Source organism: Acinetobacter rudis (genome assembly GCF_031157835.1).
Lineage (GTDB): Bacteria > Pseudomonadota > Gammaproteobacteria > Pseudomonadales > Moraxellaceae > Acinetobacter > Acinetobacter rudis_A.
In genome coordinates this window covers 1-17,892 of record NZ_JAVIDR010000004.1, presented here as the reverse complement: position 1 = coordinate 17,892, position 17,892 = coordinate 1, and the positions used below count along the sequence as shown (strand labels likewise).

The window sequence follows — 17,892 nt, the reverse complement described above, 5'->3', positions numbered from 1 at the left end:
GTGGAAATCAAGCTTTTTTAATTTTTTATCAATATGTTAGCTTGTTGATATCTGTGTTATCTTTAATTTGATGATTTGTGGATAACTTGGTGTAATATTTTATCCACAGCTTTTGATTTAAGTTATCCATAATGAATTTAAATTCAAATAATTTGTGCATAGGCATATTTTTTGACCAAAACAGGCTGAATTGTCCATGACATCTGTTGATAACTTGGTTAGAATGGCGACCCCCTATGTGCTGGGGTGTTTTTTTAAATTTAAAATAGTCATAGATAGGGGGCTCACATGCTTTGGACTGATTGCTTAACTCGCTTGCGACAAGAGCTCTCTGATAATGTCTATGCAATGTGGATTCGACCTCTTGTGGCTGAAGAGGTGGATAACACCTTAAAATTGTATGCGCCTAATCCATATTGGACGCGTTATATTCAAGAACATCATCTTGAGCTTATTTCTATCTTGGCCGAACAACTGTCTGAAGGTCGGGTGAAAAAGGTCGAGATTATGGTCGATTCAAGACCAGGTGCAATTTTATCTGCTGCTGAACAACCTGCAACGACGACTTCTGCACTCGCATCGACACCTACGCCGTCTATCCCAGCAACTAAATCAGTACGTAAAGAAAAAGATACTGATGGGGTAGTGAGTAAAAATGCTAAAAAGCGTCAATTAAACCCATTATTTACTTTCGCTCTATTTGTTGAAGGCCGTTCTAACCAAATGGCTGCCGAAACTTCACGTAAAGTGTTAACTCAATTAGGTGAGCCACAGCATAACCCTTTATTTTTATATGGCCCAACAGGATTAGGTAAGACACATTTAATGCAGGCTGTTGGTAATGCCCTATTACAGGCCAAACCTAACGCACGTGTTATGTATATGACGGCTGAAAGTTTTGTACAGGATTTTGTGAGTTCTTTACAAAAGGGAAAAGTTGAAGAATTTAAGAAAAATTGTCGTTCCTTAGATTTATTGCTTGTCGATGATATTCATCTATTGGCAGGTAAAGAAGCCAGTTTAGTTGAGTTCTTCTATACGTTTAACGCATTATTAGATGAGTCCAAACAGATTATTCTAACATCTGATCGTTATCCTAAAGAGCTTACAGAGCTTGATCCTCGTTTAGTTTCACGGTTTTCATGGGGACTATCTGTTGGTGTTGAGCCGCCAGATCTAGAAACACGTATTGAAATTTTATTGAAAAAAGCTGAAAGCAATCAAATTGATTTACCACGTAACTGTGCATTGTTTATTGCACAGCAAGTGGTCGCTAACGTCCGTGAATTAGAGGGTGCATTAAATAAAGTTGTCGCTATATCACGATTTAAAGGCGCTGCAATTGATTTAGATGTTGTTCGAGAGTCCTTAAAAGATGTATTGGCAATTCGTGCACGTACAATTAGTACGGAAAATATCCAGCGAGTGGTGAGTGAGTATTTTAGAATTCCACTAAAAGAGTTAGTTGGACCTAAACGAACTCGAATTTACGCACGACCTCGTCAAATGGCAATGGGTCTTTCTCGTGAATTAACAGGTGATAGTTTTCCTGAAATTGGGATGGCTTTTGGTGGGCGAGACCACAGTACCGTGATGCATGCCTGCGATAAAGTACAAAGTTTGTGTGATGAAGATCCAATATTTAATGAAGATTATAAAAATTTGATGCGTCTACTGCAAAGTTAACAATTGAAATAATCCAGCTGTTGCAATGAGGTATAATCTGCCTCATAGTACACAGCTAAAAACTAAATTTAATCAAATTAGTCTCTCAGATTTAAGGAATTGAACCGTGCGTTTGAAAATAGCGAAAGAAAACCTACTCAATGTATTGTCACTCGTGGCTGGAGCAGTAGAACGTCGCCATACTTTAAACATTCTTTCAAACGTTAAGATCCAGACTACAACTCAGAACCTCACAATTACTGGTTCTGACTCAGAAGTTGAGCTGGTTGCAAGTACTACACTCGCAGAGGGTGCTTGTTTAGCAGCAGGTGAAAGTACTGTCCCTGCTCGTAAGCTCATGGATATTTGTAAGTCTTTACCATCAGCTGCATTAATTGATTTACAAATTACAGAAGATCAACGCTGTATTTTAAAATCTGGTAATAGCCGTTTTGTGTTGGGGACTTTGCCTGCTGAGGATTATCCATTGCTTAGCAATGAACATAGTCAGGGTACTCAAGTTCAAGTTACAGAACGTGAATTGAAACGCTTATTTGAAAAAACAGCATTTGCAATGGCTGTGCAAGATGTTCGTTTTTACTTGACAGGGACTTTATTAGAAGTTGAGGAAAATCAACTACGTGCAGTAACAACAGATGGGCATCGTTTAGCTTTGTGTGAGACGCAAACACATTCTACGACTGCACAATCTACACAAGCGATTGTGCCACGTAAAGCTGTAGCTGAATTACAACGTTTGTTGAGTGTTGAAGATCACCAATTAAGTTTGATGATTGGACGCGAGTTGCTCAATGTAACGATTAGTACTCCACGTCGTGATAAAGATGCAGAAGAGATTACCGTACGTTTCACAACAAAGTTAATTGATGGAAAATTCCCTGATTATCGCCGTGTTATTCCGCGAGGAGGGGATAAGGTTGCTTTGGTGCAGCATGATGTATTCAAACAATCACTTCAACGCGTTGCAATTCTAAGTAATGAAAAATTGCGTGGTGTTTTCTTAAATTTTGCCGAAGATTCTTTACAACTACGTGCAAACAACCCAGAGCAAGATGAAGCGATTGAAGATTTGGCAATCCAATTTGCTCATTCTGCTTTAGAAATGTCATTTAATGCGCAGTATGTTTTAGATGTACTGAATGTGCTTGATGGTGATGATGTTTCGATGACAATGACAGAAGCCAACCAATCTGTATTGGTACAAGATCCAGCACAACAAAACCAAGTTTATGTTGTGATGCCAATGCGTGTCTAAGACCGTTTTGTCACTTTGAATGATAAGCGCTCAATATGCAAATTACGCGTTTAAATATTCAACGAATTAGAAACTTAGAAATGGTTGTCTTGCAAGAGTTACAACCATTTAATGTGTTTTATGGTGAAAATGGCTCAGGAAAAACCTCTATTCTTGAAGCCATTCATCTGTTGGCGACAGGCCGCTCTTTTCGAACCCATATTCCTAAAAATTATATTCAACATCAACGTGCTGATGCTGTTGTATTTGCTCAATCTAGTCATGAGAAGATTGGCATGCAAAAGCTTAGTACTGGTGAGCAATTAATTAAGGTCAATGGTGATTCCTTAGCGACTCAAGGGCAATTGGCGAAAATTTTACCCTTACAACATCTTGATCCTCTGAGTACAGATATTATTGATCATGGGGCGAAACCCCGTCGTCAAATTTTGGATTGGTTGATGTTTCACGTGGAGCCAGATTTCTATCCTGCGTGGCAACTATACAATCGCGCCTTGAAGCAAAGAAATAGTTTATTGAAATCTCAACGCAATGTGTCCATTGAGACTTTGGCTCCGTGGAATGCCTTATTGGCTCAGTATGGCGAGATTTTACATTTATATCGGTTGGATATTGTGGAGCAGTGGAAGGGGTATGTTCAACAAGATTTACAACAGTTATTGCCTGATATTGATATTACGCTAGAGTATTTGCCTGGTTTCCACGTGGAACAAGGTTTGCATCATGATCTCACTTGCTATCATCAAAGAGATGTGGAGCGACGCTATACTGAATATGGTCCGCATCGTGCAGATTTGCGTTTAAAGACCGTAACTGGTGATGCGAGTGTAATTTTATCACGAGGGCAAAAAAAGTTATTAATTTTAGCGCTTAAACTCTCTCAGATCGCAATGCTACATGCCTGTAATAAGGAAACTGTGGTACTATTAGATGATGTAACCGCAGAGTTAGATTTAAGTGCACAACAACGATTGATTAAGCGATTAAGCCAACTTGGTAGTCAAGTTTTTATGACCACTTTAGATCAAGAGATCGTCAAAAATCATTTTCAAAATTTGTCTATTTCTTATCGATTATTTCATGTCGATAAAGGTCAGGTTTGTGCTGAGGTCGTATGATTTTAAATTTTTTATTTTTTTGTTTAGACCCATTTTTTTTCACTAGGGAGAAACCATGAGTTCAGAAGATCAAGTTGCTTCTCAAACAGAACAGACCAACGAAAAGGCTTATGATTCCTCTAGTATCAAAGTATTACGTGGTTTAGATGCAGTACGTAAACGACCAGGCATGTACATCGGTGATACTGATGATGGTACTGGTTTGCATCATATGGTGTTTGAGGTTGTCGATAATGCTATCGATGAAGCATTGGCTGGTCATTGTGATGAAATTGTTGTCACTATTCATGCTGATGAATCTGTTAGCGTAACAGACAATGGACGTGGTATTCCTACCGATATTCACCCTGAAGAAGGTGTATCTGCAGCAGAGGTGATTTTAACCATTCTGCATGCTGGTGGTAAATTTGATGATAATAGTTATAAGGTTTCAGGTGGCTTACATGGTGTAGGTGTATCTGTTGTTAACGCATTATCGAGTAAATTAGAGCTTACAATTCATCGCGCTGGTCAGATTCACCAACAAGAGTATTGTCATGGCGATGCTGTCTATCCGTTAAAGGTCGTTGGATCTACTGATACCACAGGTACAACTGTACGTTTCTGGCCAAGTGCTGAAACTTTTAGCCAGACAATTTTTAATGTTGATATTTTGGCACGTCGCTTACGTGAATTATCATTTTTAAACGCAGGCGTAAGAATCATCATACGTGATGAACGTGTTGCTTTAGAACATGTCTACGACTATGAAGGTGGTCTATCTGAGTTCGTTAAATATATGAACCAAGGTAAGACGCATCTGAATGATATCTTCCATTTTACAGCCGATACTGATCAAGGCATTATGGTTGAAGTTGCGTTACAGTGGAATGATAGTTATCAGGAAAATGTACGTTGTTTTACCAATAACATTCCACAAAAAGATGGTGGTACGCATTTGGCTGGTTTCCGTGCTGCCTTAACACGCGGCTTAAATCAGTACCTTGAAAATGAAAATATTCTTAAGAAAGAAAAAGTTAACGTTTCAGGTGATGATGCTCGTGAAGGTTTAACGGCAATTATTTCGGTAAAAGTACCAGATCCAAAATTTTCATCACAAACCAAAGAAAAATTGGTTTCAAGTGAAGTAAAGTCTGCAGTTGAGCAGGCGATGAATAAATCATTCTCTGAATATTTGCTTGAAAATCCTACTGCTGCGAAGGCAATTGCGGGCAAGATTATTGATGCGGCACGTGCGCGTGATGCAGCACGTAAAGCACGCGAAATGACACGTCGTAAGAGTGCTCTTGATATTGCAGGTTTGCCAGGTAAATTAGCAGATTGTCAGGAAAAAGATCCTGCACTTTCTGAATTGTACCTTGTCGAAGGTGACTCTGCAGGGGGATCTGCTAAGCAAGGTCGTAACCGTAAGATGCAAGCGATTTTGCCACTTAAAGGTAAGATTCTAAACGTGGAACGTGCGCGTTTTGATAAAATGATTTCTTCTGCTGAAGTGGGAACATTAATTACTGCTTTGGGCTGTGGTATTGGTCGTGAAGAGTACAATCCAGACAAATTACGCTATCACAAAATCATTATCATGACTGATGCGGACGTGGATGGTTCACATATTCGAACTTTGCTCTTAACATTTTTCTTCCGTCAAATGCCGGAATTGGTTGAGCGTGGTCATATCTATATTGCGCAGCCACCATTGTATAAATTGAAGAAAGGTAAGCAAGAGCAGTACATTAAAGATAATGATGCGCTTGATACTTATTTAATTTCAAATGCGATTGATGAGCTTGAATTACATATTAGTGCTGAAGCACCTGCAATTCGTGGTGATGCATTAGCACAAGTGATTGGGGATTATCAAAGCGTACAAAAGAGTATGCAGCGTTTAAGCTTGCGTTATCCAGCAAGTGTATTAGAGGCTTTACAACAACTTGAAGCTTTTAAAGTTGAGCGTAATGATGATCAAGCTTATGTTCAGCAATGGGCTGAACAATTAAGCGAGAAAGTTGCTGCAATACAGCCTAGTTTGCGTCCTGAAATTAGCCTTGAGTCGTTTGAAAAAGAACAGGCAAATGGTGAAAAAATTGCGCATTATTGGCCTAGAGTTACTATTTACGTGCATAATTTGCCGCAACACTTCTTGCTAGATAATGGCCTTTTGGCTTCTAGTGAATATAAGCGTTTGCTGCAAAACTCACAAAGTTGGTTAAATCTCTTAGAACAAGGTGCGTATTTACAAAAAGGTGAGCGTAAAATTAACGTTTCATCTTTCCACCAAGTTTGGCAGCACATTATTACCGATTCTAGACGTGGCATGATGATTCAGCGTTATAAAGGTCTAGGTGAAATGAATGCTGAGCAGCTTTGGGAAACGACGATGGACCCTGAAAACCGTAATATGTTACAGGTGACCATTGATGATGTTATTGAGGCTGATCGTATGTTCTCGTGTCTAATGGGTGATGATGTTGAGCCACGACGTGCCTTTATTGAGGAAAATGCCCTCAATGCTGATGTCGATGCCTAAGTTCTAGCTCGTTATTTTTGATTACATAATGATCGAAAAAATGCACTCTTAAGAGTGCATTTTTTATTGGTTTTGTCTGTATTTTGATGTTTAATTGATCAATATTGGAGGTGAATATCGTATGAATATTGGGGGGTAAGCATGCAAAATTCATTAGAACAATCAAGATATGCTTGGAGTGAGGCTTATTATCGAGGTGATGGTGAGCAATTAAAATATTATGAGCACCCTGATTTACAAATAGTTTATGAGGCGAAGGGGATTATAGAAAGTAATCTTAATCGTTATGAACAGATTGCACATGCCGTTAAAAATGCTGTTTGGAAACCACAAAAACCATTGATAGAGTCGGAAGAATTTGAATTTAATGAGCGAATGGATCGTTGTGTAATTTTATTGATATCCACAGAAAACGCTGCATTTATACAAGAAACTTGGGTGTTTAATCAGTTTTGGCAGTTAATTGAACTGCGATTTTGTAAAAAGAAAATGGTATTAGAAAGAAAATAAAGTCTTAGATCGTTAAGTTATCCACAGATCATATGCTTATTTTATGAATTTAAAACCCTTGTGTTTTGCGTTTGATTGCTTTTAAATTCAAAAAAATTACTGGATATCTGTGGATAATTTTGAACACATTATTGCTAATTTTTGAATTTAAAAATAACGACTGGGTTTAAATTTAAGCTGTGGGCTATTTTGCAGCTTATTGCAGAATAGTTTGTGCGAGGGGTGAGTGGTTGAGTTTTAGGACCAATACATTTACTTAGAAATACTTAAATATGTTCCACGGAGTAAAAAGGCATTGTTTAGTAGAAATAAAAAAGCACAATCAAAAGATTGTGCTTGATTTTGTAAATATGCTTAAAGGTTATTTACACGTAAAAAATCAAATACTTAGATGTTTTTGAAGTACTTAACTCGATTAATCTTCAAATGAGTTCTCTAGCTCTTCAAGTTCAAACATCAATTCAAACATTTGTTCTTCATTTTGTTTTAACTCAGTATTAAGTGCCGTTTGTTCATTCATCAGATTTAATAATTCATCCTTGCGGTGGCTATCATAAAGACCACTATCAGCTAATGCAGTCTCAATTTGACTAAGACGTTGCTGTACAGTCGTGATTTTTTTCTCGTATTTTTCGATATTTTTACGAATAGGGCGACTCATTTCACGGCGACGAGCAGCTTCTTTACGTTGAGCCTCTTTATCGACTTTAGATACAACCGTTTTTTCAACCACTAAAGATTGTACAGCGACTGTCTCAGGCCCTTTTTTCATGAGTTCAATACGAGCTTGGCGTAACCATTGCGCATAGTCTTGTAAATCACCATCAAAACTCTTGGCTTGTGCAGCATGCACTAAGATAAGTTCATCACAAACACTGGCAATGAGCTGACGTTCATGAGAAACCAACACAACAGCTCCTTCAAAATCTTGAAGGGCCATGGTTAATGCATGACGCATGTCTAAATCTAGATGGTTGGTAGGTTCATCTAAAATTAGTACATTTGGACGACGCCATACAATCAGGGCTAGGGCAAGCCGAGCACGTTCACCGCCTGAGAAACTCTCACTTGGTGTATCCATACGTTCGCCACTAAAACCAAAGCTTCCAAGGAAAGCGCGCAAAGTTGCTTCGCTAATTTGTTTATCTGCGATACGAGAAAGTTGCAACATTGGACTTGCACTACCATCAAGAGCATCCATTTGGTGCTGAGCAAAATATCCAATGTTTAACAGTTCAGAAGCTTGGCGTGTGCCTTTGAGTAGAGGAAGATCACCAACTAAGGATTTAATGAGTGTCGATTTACCAGCACCATTCATCCCCAAAAGGCCAATTCGACTATTTGGGGTTATTTGTAGTTGGACATTGGTGACAATTAATTTATCGCCATAACCGATATCTGCCTGATCAAGGGTGAGTAATGGTGTACTCATTTTACTTGGTTCGCGGAAACTAAATGTGAATGGGGTATCCACATGTGCTGGTGCAAGCTCTTGCATACGTTCAAGTTGTTTAATTCGGCTTTGTGCTTGGCGTGCTTTTGTGGCTTTAGCTTTGAAGCGATCAATAAATTTTTGTAAGTGTGCGCGAGTTTCTTGTTGTTTTTCAAAGGCCTGTTGTTGCTGTGCTAGACGTTCAGCACGAGTCGTCTCAAAAGTGGAGTAATGGCCTGTATATAAAGTAAGTTCTTGATTTTCAATATGCAAGATATGGTCGGTAATTGCATCTAAGAAATCACGATCATGTGAAATCAACACTAAAGTGCCTTGATAAGCACTTAGCCAATCTTCTAGCCATAAAATGGCATCTAAATCTAAGTGGTTCGTTGGCTCATCAAGTAATAATAAGTCTGATCGGCTCATGAGCGTACGGGCCAAATTCAGGCGCATACGCCAACCACCCGAAAAACTGGAAACATCAAGTTGAGATTGATGTTCAAAAAAACCAAGACCTGCCATCAATTGTGATGCTTTTGCAGGTGCTGAGTAACCATTGATTTCATCAAAACGACTATAAAGTTCAGCGAGTTCATGGTCATTGAGTTCAGCAGGATGTTCTAATTGATGCTGGATGCGCCAATATTCCTCATCTCCAGATAAAACGAAGTCAATCGCTTTCATGTCGAGTGCTTCAATTTCCTGAGCCATGTGAGCCACAGTCCAAATTGAAGGGCGTCTTAAACTTCCTGTATCGGACTCAATACCACCAAGTAGGGCTGAGAATAGTGTGGATTTACCTGCACCGTTGACACCAGTCAAACCAATTTTCCACCCTGGATGCAATTGCATGGATGCGTCTTTAAATAACACACGTCCACCGCGACGGATGGAAAGTTGCTCTAACTGAATCATGAAGATTTAAACTACTGTATAAGGTAAAATGTGCTTAGTTTATAGATATCGAGTGATTGCCGCAAAAAAAACTGTGACAGTATATATTTTAACTGCATATTATTTTGTTTATATAGGTGGTGTGGTTTGTATTTTATATCGGGTGAGTTTCAGTTAATGTTGAGTAACTGACTCTGAATTGATTATGCTATACTTCCCTGCACAAGATTGAGTTAGCTATTGTGTTGTTGCTGCTCTTAATCTGTTTCGCGATTTAAACCGTTTGAGGAATGATCCATCATGAATGCCCAAGCTCTTGAAATGACTGATAATGCAGCAAAAAAAGTGCGTCAACTTCGCGATAGTGAAGGTAATCAGGACCTTATGTTACGTGTTTATGTGACAGGTGGTGGCTGTTCTGGCTTCTCTTATGGGTTTAACTTTGCAGACGCGGCTAATGAAGATGATGCTCAATTTGCAAATGGTGATGTCACCATGGTTGTTGATTCACTCAGTTATCAGTATTTGGTTGGTTCAAAAGTTGATTATATTGAAGGATTAGAAGGTTCTCGTTTTATCATTGATAATCCAAACGCAACAACAACGTGTGGTTGTGGATCTTCTTTCTCCATTTAATTTCTCTGTAGATCAGCTTAATCCCCAATTTAATATTGGGGATTTTTGTTTTTTGTGTACATAAGCGTGCTGCTCCAAGTACATAATTTAATCGATATTATGATAAAAATATAAAAAACAATGCCTTGTATGGATTGCTTTTAATCAGCAACAATATGATAAAGATCATATTGTTGCCAAGAGAAAGTTAGACTACGGTGGTCGTACCTAAAATTCTTAGACCATTTGCGCCAGTAACAGCGGGTAGATTACCGCTTTTATGTTCACAAAAGCGCATAGCAAGCCAAGCAAAAGCGGTAGCTTCAACCCATGTTGGTGAAATACCAAGTGCTTGAGTTGTATGTACACTCCATTCATGCTTACGTAGACGCCAGCGCAATTGTTCCATAAGTTGAGTATTGTATGCGCCACCGCCACAGACATAGACTTCACCCGTATCTAATGGTGAGCGATAGATTGCTTTTTTGATTGCTCGTGTGGTGAGTTTTAATAAAGTCGCTTGTACATTTTCAGGTCGATCTTCAAGCTCGTCGTATTCAACATCATTACGCCAATCTAAAATTTGTTCATCTAGCCATTCTAAATTGAAGTCTTCACGACCTGTGCTTTTTGGCGGTTCTTTAGAAAAATATTCGTGTGATTGTAGACGGTCTAATAGTGCTCGAATGGGTTGACCATATGCTCCCCAACGTCCATCTTCATCATAACGTTGGCCTGTATAGCGATGACACCAAGCATCCATGAGAATATTTGCAGGGCCAGTATCAAAACCATAGACTTCATCAGCCTTGCCAGCCGGTAAAATACTGACATTGGCAATGCCACCCAAATTAAGGATGACGCGATGTATGGTTGGGTGCTGAAATACGTCTTGATGAAATGCAGGAACGAGTGGTGCACCTTGACCACCTGCGGCAAGGTCACGACGACGAAAATCTGAAACAACTGGAATGTGAGTAATTTCAGTAATAATATTTGGGTCACCAATTTGTAAGCTAAAGCCGTGTTCTGGGCGGTGACGAATTGTTTGTCCATGTGAACCAATGGCTTTAATTTTGGCATGATTAAGATTATTTTCTTTGATGAGCTGATTGATACCATGGCCAATCATTTGTGCCAAGGCAACATCTGCTTTCCCCATGCGATCAATTTCATTGTCACTCGGTAGGGTGAGTGCCATCAGTTCATCACGTAGACTTGGTTCAAATGAGAGTGTTAATGTTGCATGAATCGTTAAGGGATGGAAAGATGCGGCAACAATGTCGACGCCATCCATGCTGGTCCCCGTCATTACACCAATATAGATTGCACTCATATGAATACTCGCCTGCATTGTGCTGAAAAAGTGTTAGTATATCGTAGAAATTGAATAACCTACCTGTTTGGACTTTTTGATGTCAAATTTTCTGCCGGCTGAAGAACAACTTGCCCTCATCCAGCGAGGCACCCACGAAATTATTTCTGAAGAGGATCTGCTAAAGAAACTCAAAGAAAATCGCCCCTTAAAAATTAAAGCGGGTTTTGACCCAACGGCTCCTGATCTACATTTTGGTCATACAGTTCTTATTAATAAACTGAAAACCTTTCAAGATCTAGGTCATGAAGTAACTTTTTTGATTGGTGACTACACTGCAATGATTGGTGACCCATCAGGTAAAAGTGCAACACGCCCACCATTGTCACGTGATCAAGTTATTGCGAATGCTAAAACTTATCAGGAACAAGTCTTTAAAATTCTTGATCCAAATAAAACCAAGGTGCGTTTTAACTCTGAATGGTTCAATGAACGTTCTGCGGCAGATTTGATTCAATTGGCAAGTCAGCAAACAGTTTCACGTATGCTTGAGCGTGATGACTTTACTAAGCGCTATAAGAATCAACAACCCATCGCAATCCATGAATTCTTATACCCATTGGTACAAGGTTATGATTCAATTGCACTTGAGGCTGATGTTGAGATGGGTGGTACGGATCAAACATTTAACTTGTTAATGGGCCGCACATTACAAAGCCGTTATGGTCAAGAGTCACAAGTTTGTATCACAGTGCCAATTCTTGAAGGTCTTGATGGCGTCAATAAAATGTCTAAATCTTTAGGCAACTATATTGGTGTCTTTGATGCTCCTGGTGCAATGTACCAAAAAGTGCTTTCAATGCCAGATAGCTTAATTCCACGTTATTTCGAGTTGCTAAGCTTTAAGTCGATGGAAGAGATCAATATCTTATTGCAAGAAATGCAAGATGGTCGTAATCCACAAGAGATTAAAAAGATCTTAGCGTTGGAGTTGGTTGAGCGCTTCCACGGTAGTGATGCTGCTGCGAATGCACATAAAGGTGCTGGTAATGTGATTACCGAAGGTGAAGTACCAGAAGATACACCTGAGGTGACTATTTCTCGTGCTGAGTTTGGTGGTGAAATTTTCATTGCCTCTATTTTACGTACAGCTGGTCTGACAAAAAATGCAGCACAAGCAAAAGATGCTGTTGCACGCGGTGCTGTGAAGGTTGATTGGGAAGTTGTTGATGCTGGTTTCTCTGTGAATGAGAATAAAACTTGTATTATTCAGGCAGGTAAAAAAGCAATTGCACGTGTAACTTTTACTGATTAAAACTCTTTTCTTGTGTATCAAGCCCTGTTCATGCGAACGGGGCTTTTTTATTGTATTTTTGTTGATATAAATACCCATGAGGTGCATTGCTAGCTTTTTATATGATTTAAAAATCAGAAATTATGTTTAGGAGTTAATAAGATAATTAGTCATTAAAAACATATTTTTCAAAATCAAGAAATAAAAATAACATAAGCCACTTAGACAAATTTTAATTTTCCACAGAGATCATTTGAGGGGAATAGTGTAGGTTTCTATGAATATTCATCGTTTGTTGTTGCTGACTTCAACACTGTTTATTTGTGTGCAAGGCAATCAGGCTCAAGCAAAAGCAGTGGTTATTGGCTATCAAACTAATGTGGAACCTGCAAAAGTTGCTCAAGTTGATGGTGCCTATGAGCGAGCTTTGGCAACGCAGATTGATTGGCGTTTATTTAATAGTGGTGCAGAGGTTCTTACCGCCTTGGCTTCAGGAGCTGTAGATTTCGCTTTACTGGGTTCAAGTCCTTTGGCTGCTGCTGTAGCAAAAAACTTAGATATTGAAGTTTTTTTGGTTGCAACCGATTTAAAGTCAGCAGAAGCATTAGTGGTCAGAAATGGTCGTGGTATTTATAAACCTAATGATCTGATTGGTAAGAAGATTGCAACACCATTCGCATCAACATCTCATTATAGTTTGTTAAGTGCATTGAAGCATTGGAACATTAAACCGCAGCAAGTTCGTTTATTAAATTTGAAACCTGCTGAAATTAATGCTGCATGGCGCCGTGGAGATATAGATGCAGCCTTTGTGTGGTCGCCAGCACTCGCCAATATTAAAAAAACAGGCACAGTCATGACTGATGCAGGGCAGGTTGGACAGTGGGGAGCCCCTACTTTTGAAGTTTGGGTTGCACGCAAAGATTTTGCTGTACAACATCCCGAAATCTTACGTCAATTTGCAGATGTCACATTAAAGTATTATGCCGCTTATCAAGCAAATCCAACTGCGTGGAATCAACAAAGTTCACAAGTACAGAAAATTGCGAAATTAACAGGGGTTTCAACGGCAGATGTACCAACTTTATTGGCAGGTGCCGAATATCCAAATCGTCAGGCACAAATGAGTACGCGTTATCTAGGTCAAGGGACTCAACGTAATATTGCCAATACAGTGAGCTATTTAAAAGATCTTGGTTTAGTTAGTAAAGTTCCATCGAATTATCAGAAGTTTGTCACTACCGCTTATATCCAATCCACAGCAATAAATGCGAGGAACCATTAAATGGCAATTTTACGTATTGAACATTTACGCGCACAATACCGTGGCTCTACAGCACCTGTGCTTTCGGACATTTCTCTGCAATTAGGACCGCAACAACTCATGGTGGTATTGGGTGCATCGGGTAGTGGTAAAACAACATTATTGAATTTAATTGCAGGGTTTACACAAGCAGAGTCGGGTTTAATTCAACTTGATGGACAAGATATCTCTGAGCCAAGTCGTGATCGTGGAGTGGTCTTTCAGGATGATGTGTTATTGCCATGGCAAAATGTTGAAAACAATATTGCATTTGGGCTTACCTTGGCTGGTGTTGAAAAACAAAAACGACTACAACGCGCGCATGAGTTGCTTGCTTTAGTGGGTTTGGAAGGGTTTGCTTCACGCCATATTCGTGAGTTGTCTGGTGGTCAACGTCAGCGTGTTGGGCTCGCACGTGCATTGGCTGCTGACCCTAAAATCTTGTTAATGGATGAACCTTTTGCTGCTTTAGATGCTTTCATTCGTGAACAGATGCAATGTCTATTGCTTGATGTTTGGCATCGTACAGAAAAACCAATTTTCTTAATTACACATGATATAGAAGAAGCAGTATTTTTAGCGACTGATTTAGTGATTATGGCACCTAATCCAGGACGAGTGGTTGAAACCATTCAGTTGGATTTCGCCCAACGTTTTGCGCAAGGTGAATCAGCACGCAGTATTAAATCTGCCCCAGAGTTCATTGCAATGCGTGAACATGTGTTGAACTTAGTATTTACACAGAATGCTACTCATGCAAGACAAGCATCAGTACATATACAAAAAGCGGGCTAGGGATGCTGTAATGTCATTAAAATCTTCAAAGTCTTGGGCACAAGAACGTAACCTGCCTATGAGCTTGGCAGTATCGAGGTTAAAGGTTTCACGTGAAACGCGATTGAGAGGGCTGAGTATCAGTGCTGTATTAGTGCTGATTTTACTGTGGTATATCGTGACGACACAGCAATGGATAGACGAGCTGTTTTTACCATCACCGCAAATGATATGGGCACGTTTACAAGATCTAATTTCAGGTGGCTATATGGGTATTGCGCTGTCTGAGCATATTTTAGCGAGTCTGGGCCGAATGCTGGTGGCACTATTTGCGGCAGTCATTATTGCGATTCCTTTGGGTTTGTGCATGGGACAAAGTCGCCGTGTTAGCGCTGTAATGGATCCATTTATTGAGTTTTATCGGCCAATACCACCTTTAGCTTATTTACCTTTAATTGTGATTTGGTGTGGTATTGGTGAACTATCAAAAGTGCTTTTGATTTTCCTTGCCATTTTTGCTCCAGTTGTTATTGCAACAGCAACAGGTGTGCGTACTGTGGATCCAGCAAAAATTCGCGCAGCCCAATCTCTAGGTGCAACTCGAATACAAATTGTAAGACATGTAGTTATTCCAAGTGCTTTGCCGCAAATGCTCACCGGGATTCGGATTGGGCTGGGTGTGGGGTGGTCTACTTTGGTTGCAGCAGAGTTAGTTGGTGCTTCTGAAGGTTTGGGTTTTATGGTGCAGTCTTCTTCTCAATTGCTTGCAACAGATGTGGTCTTTATTGGTATTTTTATTATTGCATTGATCGCTTGTGCTTTGGAGTTGGGGTTACGTTATTTGCAAAAACGCTGGGTGCCTTGGCAATCCTAACATCATGATTAAGTTGAAATGTCATAAAGCCTAAGTCATTAATGGCATGAGAGTGAGTATAAAATGAATGCATATGTAAATGATCAAGTGAAAATTAGACCCGTAACTCCAACAATTGGGGCAGTGATTGAGGGAATTGATTTAACGCAGACATTAACAGAAGAACAACAGCAAAATATTGAACAGGCTTTGTTGAAGCATCAAGTAATATTTTTTAAAAATCAAAAACTTAATCCAAAACAACATGCTGATTTTGCTCGGCAATTTGGAGAGTTACATATTCACCCGATTTATCCAAATATTGCTGAACAACCAGAAATTATGTTGTTAGATACGCAGTTAAATGACTTGCGTGACAATGCTTTATGGCATACAGATGTTACTTTCTTACAAACACCAGCGAAGGGTGCCATTCTCGCAGCAAAGAAAGTTCCGAGTTATGGTGGCGATACATTGTGGGTAAATGCAACAGCAGCTTTTGCATCATTGTCACAAGCAATGCAGCAATTTTTGGTTGGACTTACTGCTCAACATGATATTGCACAATCTTTTCCAATAGAGCGTTTTGGGCAGGACCCTGTGGAACTGGAGAAATTAGCGCAGGCAAAACTAAAATATCCACCTATTAGCCATCCTGTTGTTCGTACTCATCCAGTCACAGGTCAACCCGCATTATTTGTTAGTGAAGGATTTACAACTCGAATTAATGAATTGGAAAGCAAGGAAAGTGCAGCAGTGCTTAATTTATTGTTTGCTCACTTACAAAAACCAGAATTTATGGTGCGTTGGTCTTGGCAAAACAATGATGTAGCTTTTTGGGATAATCGTTGTACTTTGCATTATGCGGTAGATGATTATCGACCACAGCATCGCGTGATGCATCGGGCAACGCTAATTGGTGATCGTCCGTATTATTAAAATGGATCGTGTAAATAACATTTAAATTAGCGGCATTTAAAAAAACCTTTCAAGTCTGAAAGGTTTTTTTAAATCTGATCAGTGATATTGTGAGTGAAGATATTAGTTTGCTTTTTCAGATTTGCTTTGAGTGAAATCAAGGAAGTGAAAATGTGGCATGAGAAACTTAACCATTGTTCCGACCAATAGAGCTGTAATAATAGTCCCTTCACGTACACCTATAACTTCATGTAAGTATAAATAAGAGCTAATTGCTGCAATTAGGACCAAACTAATATCTCCCGTTGTTTTGCAAAAACCAAAGCTTTTATTAAAGCGTTCAGCACAAGCAAAGAATAATCCTTCAGCAGCTAAGTAAATTAAACTTGCTTTTAGTACCATGCAGACACCAATCGCCGTGAATACGCAGCTTAATAAGCAGAATATCAGTTGGACAAAATAGTTTTCTATCATCCAAGATTGCGTTAGCCAGAGTGTAAGGTCGATAAAAAGACCAAAGGCCATACCAACAGGAAGTTGTAGCCATTGAACCCACTGAAAGTTTTTTCCCAAGATCAGCATTTGCAATAAGATCATGATGATGTGGTGAATGATGGTCAGTGTACCAACGGATAAAGCAACAATATGACTAAAGGCATAAGGGACAGAAGAAATAGGTGATGTACCTAGATTGGAGCGTATAGAAAGTGCGACACCAAATGACAGTACACATAGTCCAGAGATTAGAAGAAGTAATCTTGGAATAAATTGAACGGGCATGATCAGATCGTAAATGTTAAATAATAGGCTATTCTAAACCTTTAAATCAGTATTAACACAAAATAGACAGAAGCTTTCTAGATTTAATTTAGATAGATAATGATCAGTACAGTATAAGTTGACTGACTTTTTATTTTAAAGCATAGATCATGTTCAATATTATTGTCTGGGGTAAATTTAGATTACACATTACTATAAGTTGTATTGTTATTTAATAAGTGTTGCGAGTGTTTTTGCTTTTATTATCTTGTCGATCATAATATTTTAACTTGTTTTGTGGATTATTTAGCCTAATAAAGGGGTATTTCACTCATTTGGTTTAAAAAACAAACGACCGGAATAAAAATATTAAAATAGGGGTTGCGCTTGATTTAAAACTCTATAGAATACGCTGCATCCCGACGCGATACAGGCAACGAACTTAGTTCAAAGGGCTAGGTTGTTGAATAAGTATTGCGTTTAACTTTCTACTGATGAAGTAGGAAGTGAATCATTAAGAGATTATGAAGAACAACTTGTGTGGATTTTTACTGGTTGAGTTGATGAAATATTATCATTGATTGATTGGTAGAAATTACTCGAAGTTTATTTGAGAATTTTTTGTCAGTAATTGATGAG

General features: G+C 39.0%; 14 protein-coding genes. 11 read left to right on the top strand and 3 right to left on the bottom strand.

The window, feature by feature from the left end; genetic code table 11:
* Positions 1–288: 288 nt before the first annotated feature.
* From dnaA to RFH42_RS05740, 5 genes are all read left to right on the top strand, one after another.
* On the top strand, positions 289–1,686 hold the full coding sequence (dnaA, locus tag RFH42_RS05760; RefSeq protein WP_308974645.1) for a chromosomal replication initiator protein DnaA: 1,398 nt from the start codon (positions 289–291) through the stop codon (positions 1,684–1,686).
* Positions 1,687–1,792: 106 nt separating this feature from the next.
* Positions 1,793–2,941 carry a DNA polymerase III subunit beta gene (dnaN, locus tag RFH42_RS05755; RefSeq protein WP_308974644.1) on the top strand — a complete coding sequence of 383 codons (1,149 nt, stop codon included), beginning with the start codon at positions 1,793–1,795 and terminating at the stop codon, positions 2,939–2,941.
* Between the two features lie 35 nt (positions 2,942–2,976).
* The gene (recF, locus tag RFH42_RS05750) at positions 2,977–4,059 is read left to right on the top strand and encodes a DNA replication/repair protein RecF (protein ID WP_308974643.1); all 1,083 of its coding nucleotides are present in this window, start codon (positions 2,977–2,979) and stop codon (positions 4,057–4,059) included.
* A gap of 55 nt (positions 4,060–4,114) precedes the next feature.
* The gene (gyrB, locus tag RFH42_RS05745; RefSeq protein ID WP_308974642.1) at positions 4,115–6,583 is read left to right on the top strand and encodes a DNA topoisomerase (ATP-hydrolyzing) subunit B; all 2,469 of its coding nucleotides are present in this window, start codon (positions 4,115–4,117) and stop codon (positions 6,581–6,583) included.
* Positions 6,584–6,724: 141 nt separating this feature from the next.
* Positions 6,725–7,093: a hypothetical protein gene (locus tag RFH42_RS05740; RefSeq protein ID WP_308974641.1), complete on the top strand. Its 369-nt coding sequence runs from the start codon at positions 6,725–6,727 to the stop codon at positions 7,091–7,093.
* A 415-nt stretch (positions 7,094–7,508) separates the two neighbouring features.
* Here the strand turns inward: RFH42_RS05740 and RFH42_RS05735 are convergent, their stop codons facing one another.
* On the bottom strand, positions 7,509–9,443 hold the full coding sequence (locus RFH42_RS05735) for an ATP-binding cassette domain-containing protein (protein WP_308974640.1): 1,935 nt from the start codon (positions 9,441–9,443) through the stop codon (positions 7,509–7,511).
* Between the two features lie 279 nt (positions 9,444–9,722).
* Between RFH42_RS05735 and erpA the strand changes: the two genes are divergently transcribed.
* Positions 9,723–10,058 (top strand): iron-sulfur cluster insertion protein ErpA, encoded by a 336-nt coding sequence (erpA, locus tag RFH42_RS05730; protein WP_308974639.1) that lies wholly within the window; start codon positions 9,723–9,725, stop codon positions 10,056–10,058.
* Positions 10,059–10,245: 187 nt separating this feature from the next.
* Here the strand turns inward: erpA and RFH42_RS05725 are convergent, their stop codons facing one another.
* Positions 10,246–11,373: an anhydro-N-acetylmuramic acid kinase gene (locus RFH42_RS05725; protein WP_308974638.1), complete on the bottom strand. Its 1,128-nt coding sequence runs from the start codon at positions 11,371–11,373 to the stop codon at positions 10,246–10,248.
* Between the two features lie 79 nt (positions 11,374–11,452).
* On the opposite strand from RFH42_RS05725, the gene tyrS reads away from it, so the two are divergent.
* The 5 genes from tyrS (at position 11,453) to tauD (ending at position 16,515) form a co-directional block, all read left to right on the top strand.
* Complete coding sequence (gene tyrS / locus RFH42_RS05720) at positions 11,453–12,667, top strand: tyrosine--tRNA ligase (protein ID WP_308974637.1); 1,215 nt, start codon at positions 11,453–11,455, stop codon at positions 12,665–12,667.
* 256 nt (positions 12,668–12,923) lie between these two features.
* The gene (gene tauA / locus RFH42_RS05715) at positions 12,924–13,931 is read left to right on the top strand and encodes a taurine ABC transporter substrate-binding protein (RefSeq protein ID WP_308974636.1); all 1,008 of its coding nucleotides are present in this window, start codon (positions 12,924–12,926) and stop codon (positions 13,929–13,931) included.
* A complete protein-coding gene (gene tauB, locus RFH42_RS05710; protein ID WP_374990781.1) occupies positions 13,932–14,744 on the top strand; it encodes a taurine ABC transporter ATP-binding subunit in 813 nt (270 codons plus the stop codon).
* A 10-nt stretch (positions 14,745–14,754) separates the two neighbouring features.
* A complete protein-coding gene (locus RFH42_RS05705; protein ID WP_308974635.1) occupies positions 14,755–15,597 on the top strand; it encodes an ABC transporter permease subunit in 843 nt (280 codons plus the stop codon).
* Between the two features lie 63 nt (positions 15,598–15,660).
* Positions 15,661–16,515, top strand: coding sequence for a taurine dioxygenase (gene tauD, locus RFH42_RS05700; protein WP_308974634.1), 855 nt, complete (start codon positions 15,661–15,663; stop codon positions 16,513–16,515).
* 102 nt (positions 16,516–16,617) lie between these two features.
* On the opposite strand, the gene RFH42_RS05695 is transcribed toward tauD, so the two are convergent.
* Positions 16,618–17,274, bottom strand: a complete 657-nt coding sequence (locus RFH42_RS05695) for a YczE/YyaS/YitT family protein (RefSeq protein WP_308974633.1) — start codon at positions 17,272–17,274, stop codon at positions 16,618–16,620.
* Positions 17,275–17,892 lie beyond the last annotated feature (618 nt).

Bases quoted from the DNA above. Each gene is read 5' to 3' on its own strand.
- RFH42_RS05740 (WP_308974641.1), top strand. From the start codon at position 6,725: ATGCAAAATTCATTAGAACAATCAAGATATGCTTGGAGTGAGGCTTAT.
- tauB (WP_374990781.1), top strand. From the start codon at position 13,932: ATGGCAATTTTACGTATTGAACATTTACGCGCACAATACCGTGGCTCT.
- dnaA (WP_308974645.1), top strand. From the start codon at position 289: ATGCTTTGGACTGATTGCTTAACTCGCTTGCGACAAGAGCTCTCTGAT.
- tyrS (WP_308974637.1), top strand. From the start codon at position 11,453: ATGTCAAATTTTCTGCCGGCTGAAGAACAACTTGCCCTCATCCAGCGA.
- RFH42_RS05695 (WP_308974633.1), bottom strand. From the start codon at position 17,274: ATGCCCGTTCAATTTATTCCAAGATTACTTCTTCTAATCTCTGGACTA.
- RFH42_RS05705 (WP_308974635.1), top strand. From the start codon at position 14,755: ATGTCATTAAAATCTTCAAAGTCTTGGGCACAAGAACGTAACCTGCCT.
- tauD (WP_308974634.1), top strand. From the start codon at position 15,661: ATGAATGCATATGTAAATGATCAAGTGAAAATTAGACCCGTAACTCCA.
- recF (WP_308974643.1), top strand. From the start codon at position 2,977: ATGCAAATTACGCGTTTAAATATTCAACGAATTAGAAACTTAGAAATG.
- gyrB (WP_308974642.1), top strand. From the start codon at position 4,115: ATGAGTTCAGAAGATCAAGTTGCTTCTCAAACAGAACAGACCAACGAA.
- tauA (WP_308974636.1), top strand. From the start codon at position 12,924: ATGAATATTCATCGTTTGTTGTTGCTGACTTCAACACTGTTTATTTGT.
- erpA (WP_308974639.1), top strand. From the start codon at position 9,723: ATGAATGCCCAAGCTCTTGAAATGACTGATAATGCAGCAAAAAAAGTG.
- RFH42_RS05735 (WP_308974640.1), bottom strand. From the start codon at position 9,443: ATGATTCAGTTAGAGCAACTTTCCATCCGTCGCGGTGGACGTGTGTTA.
- RFH42_RS05725 (WP_308974638.1), bottom strand. From the start codon at position 11,373: ATGAGTGCAATCTATATTGGTGTAATGACGGGGACCAGCATGGATGGC.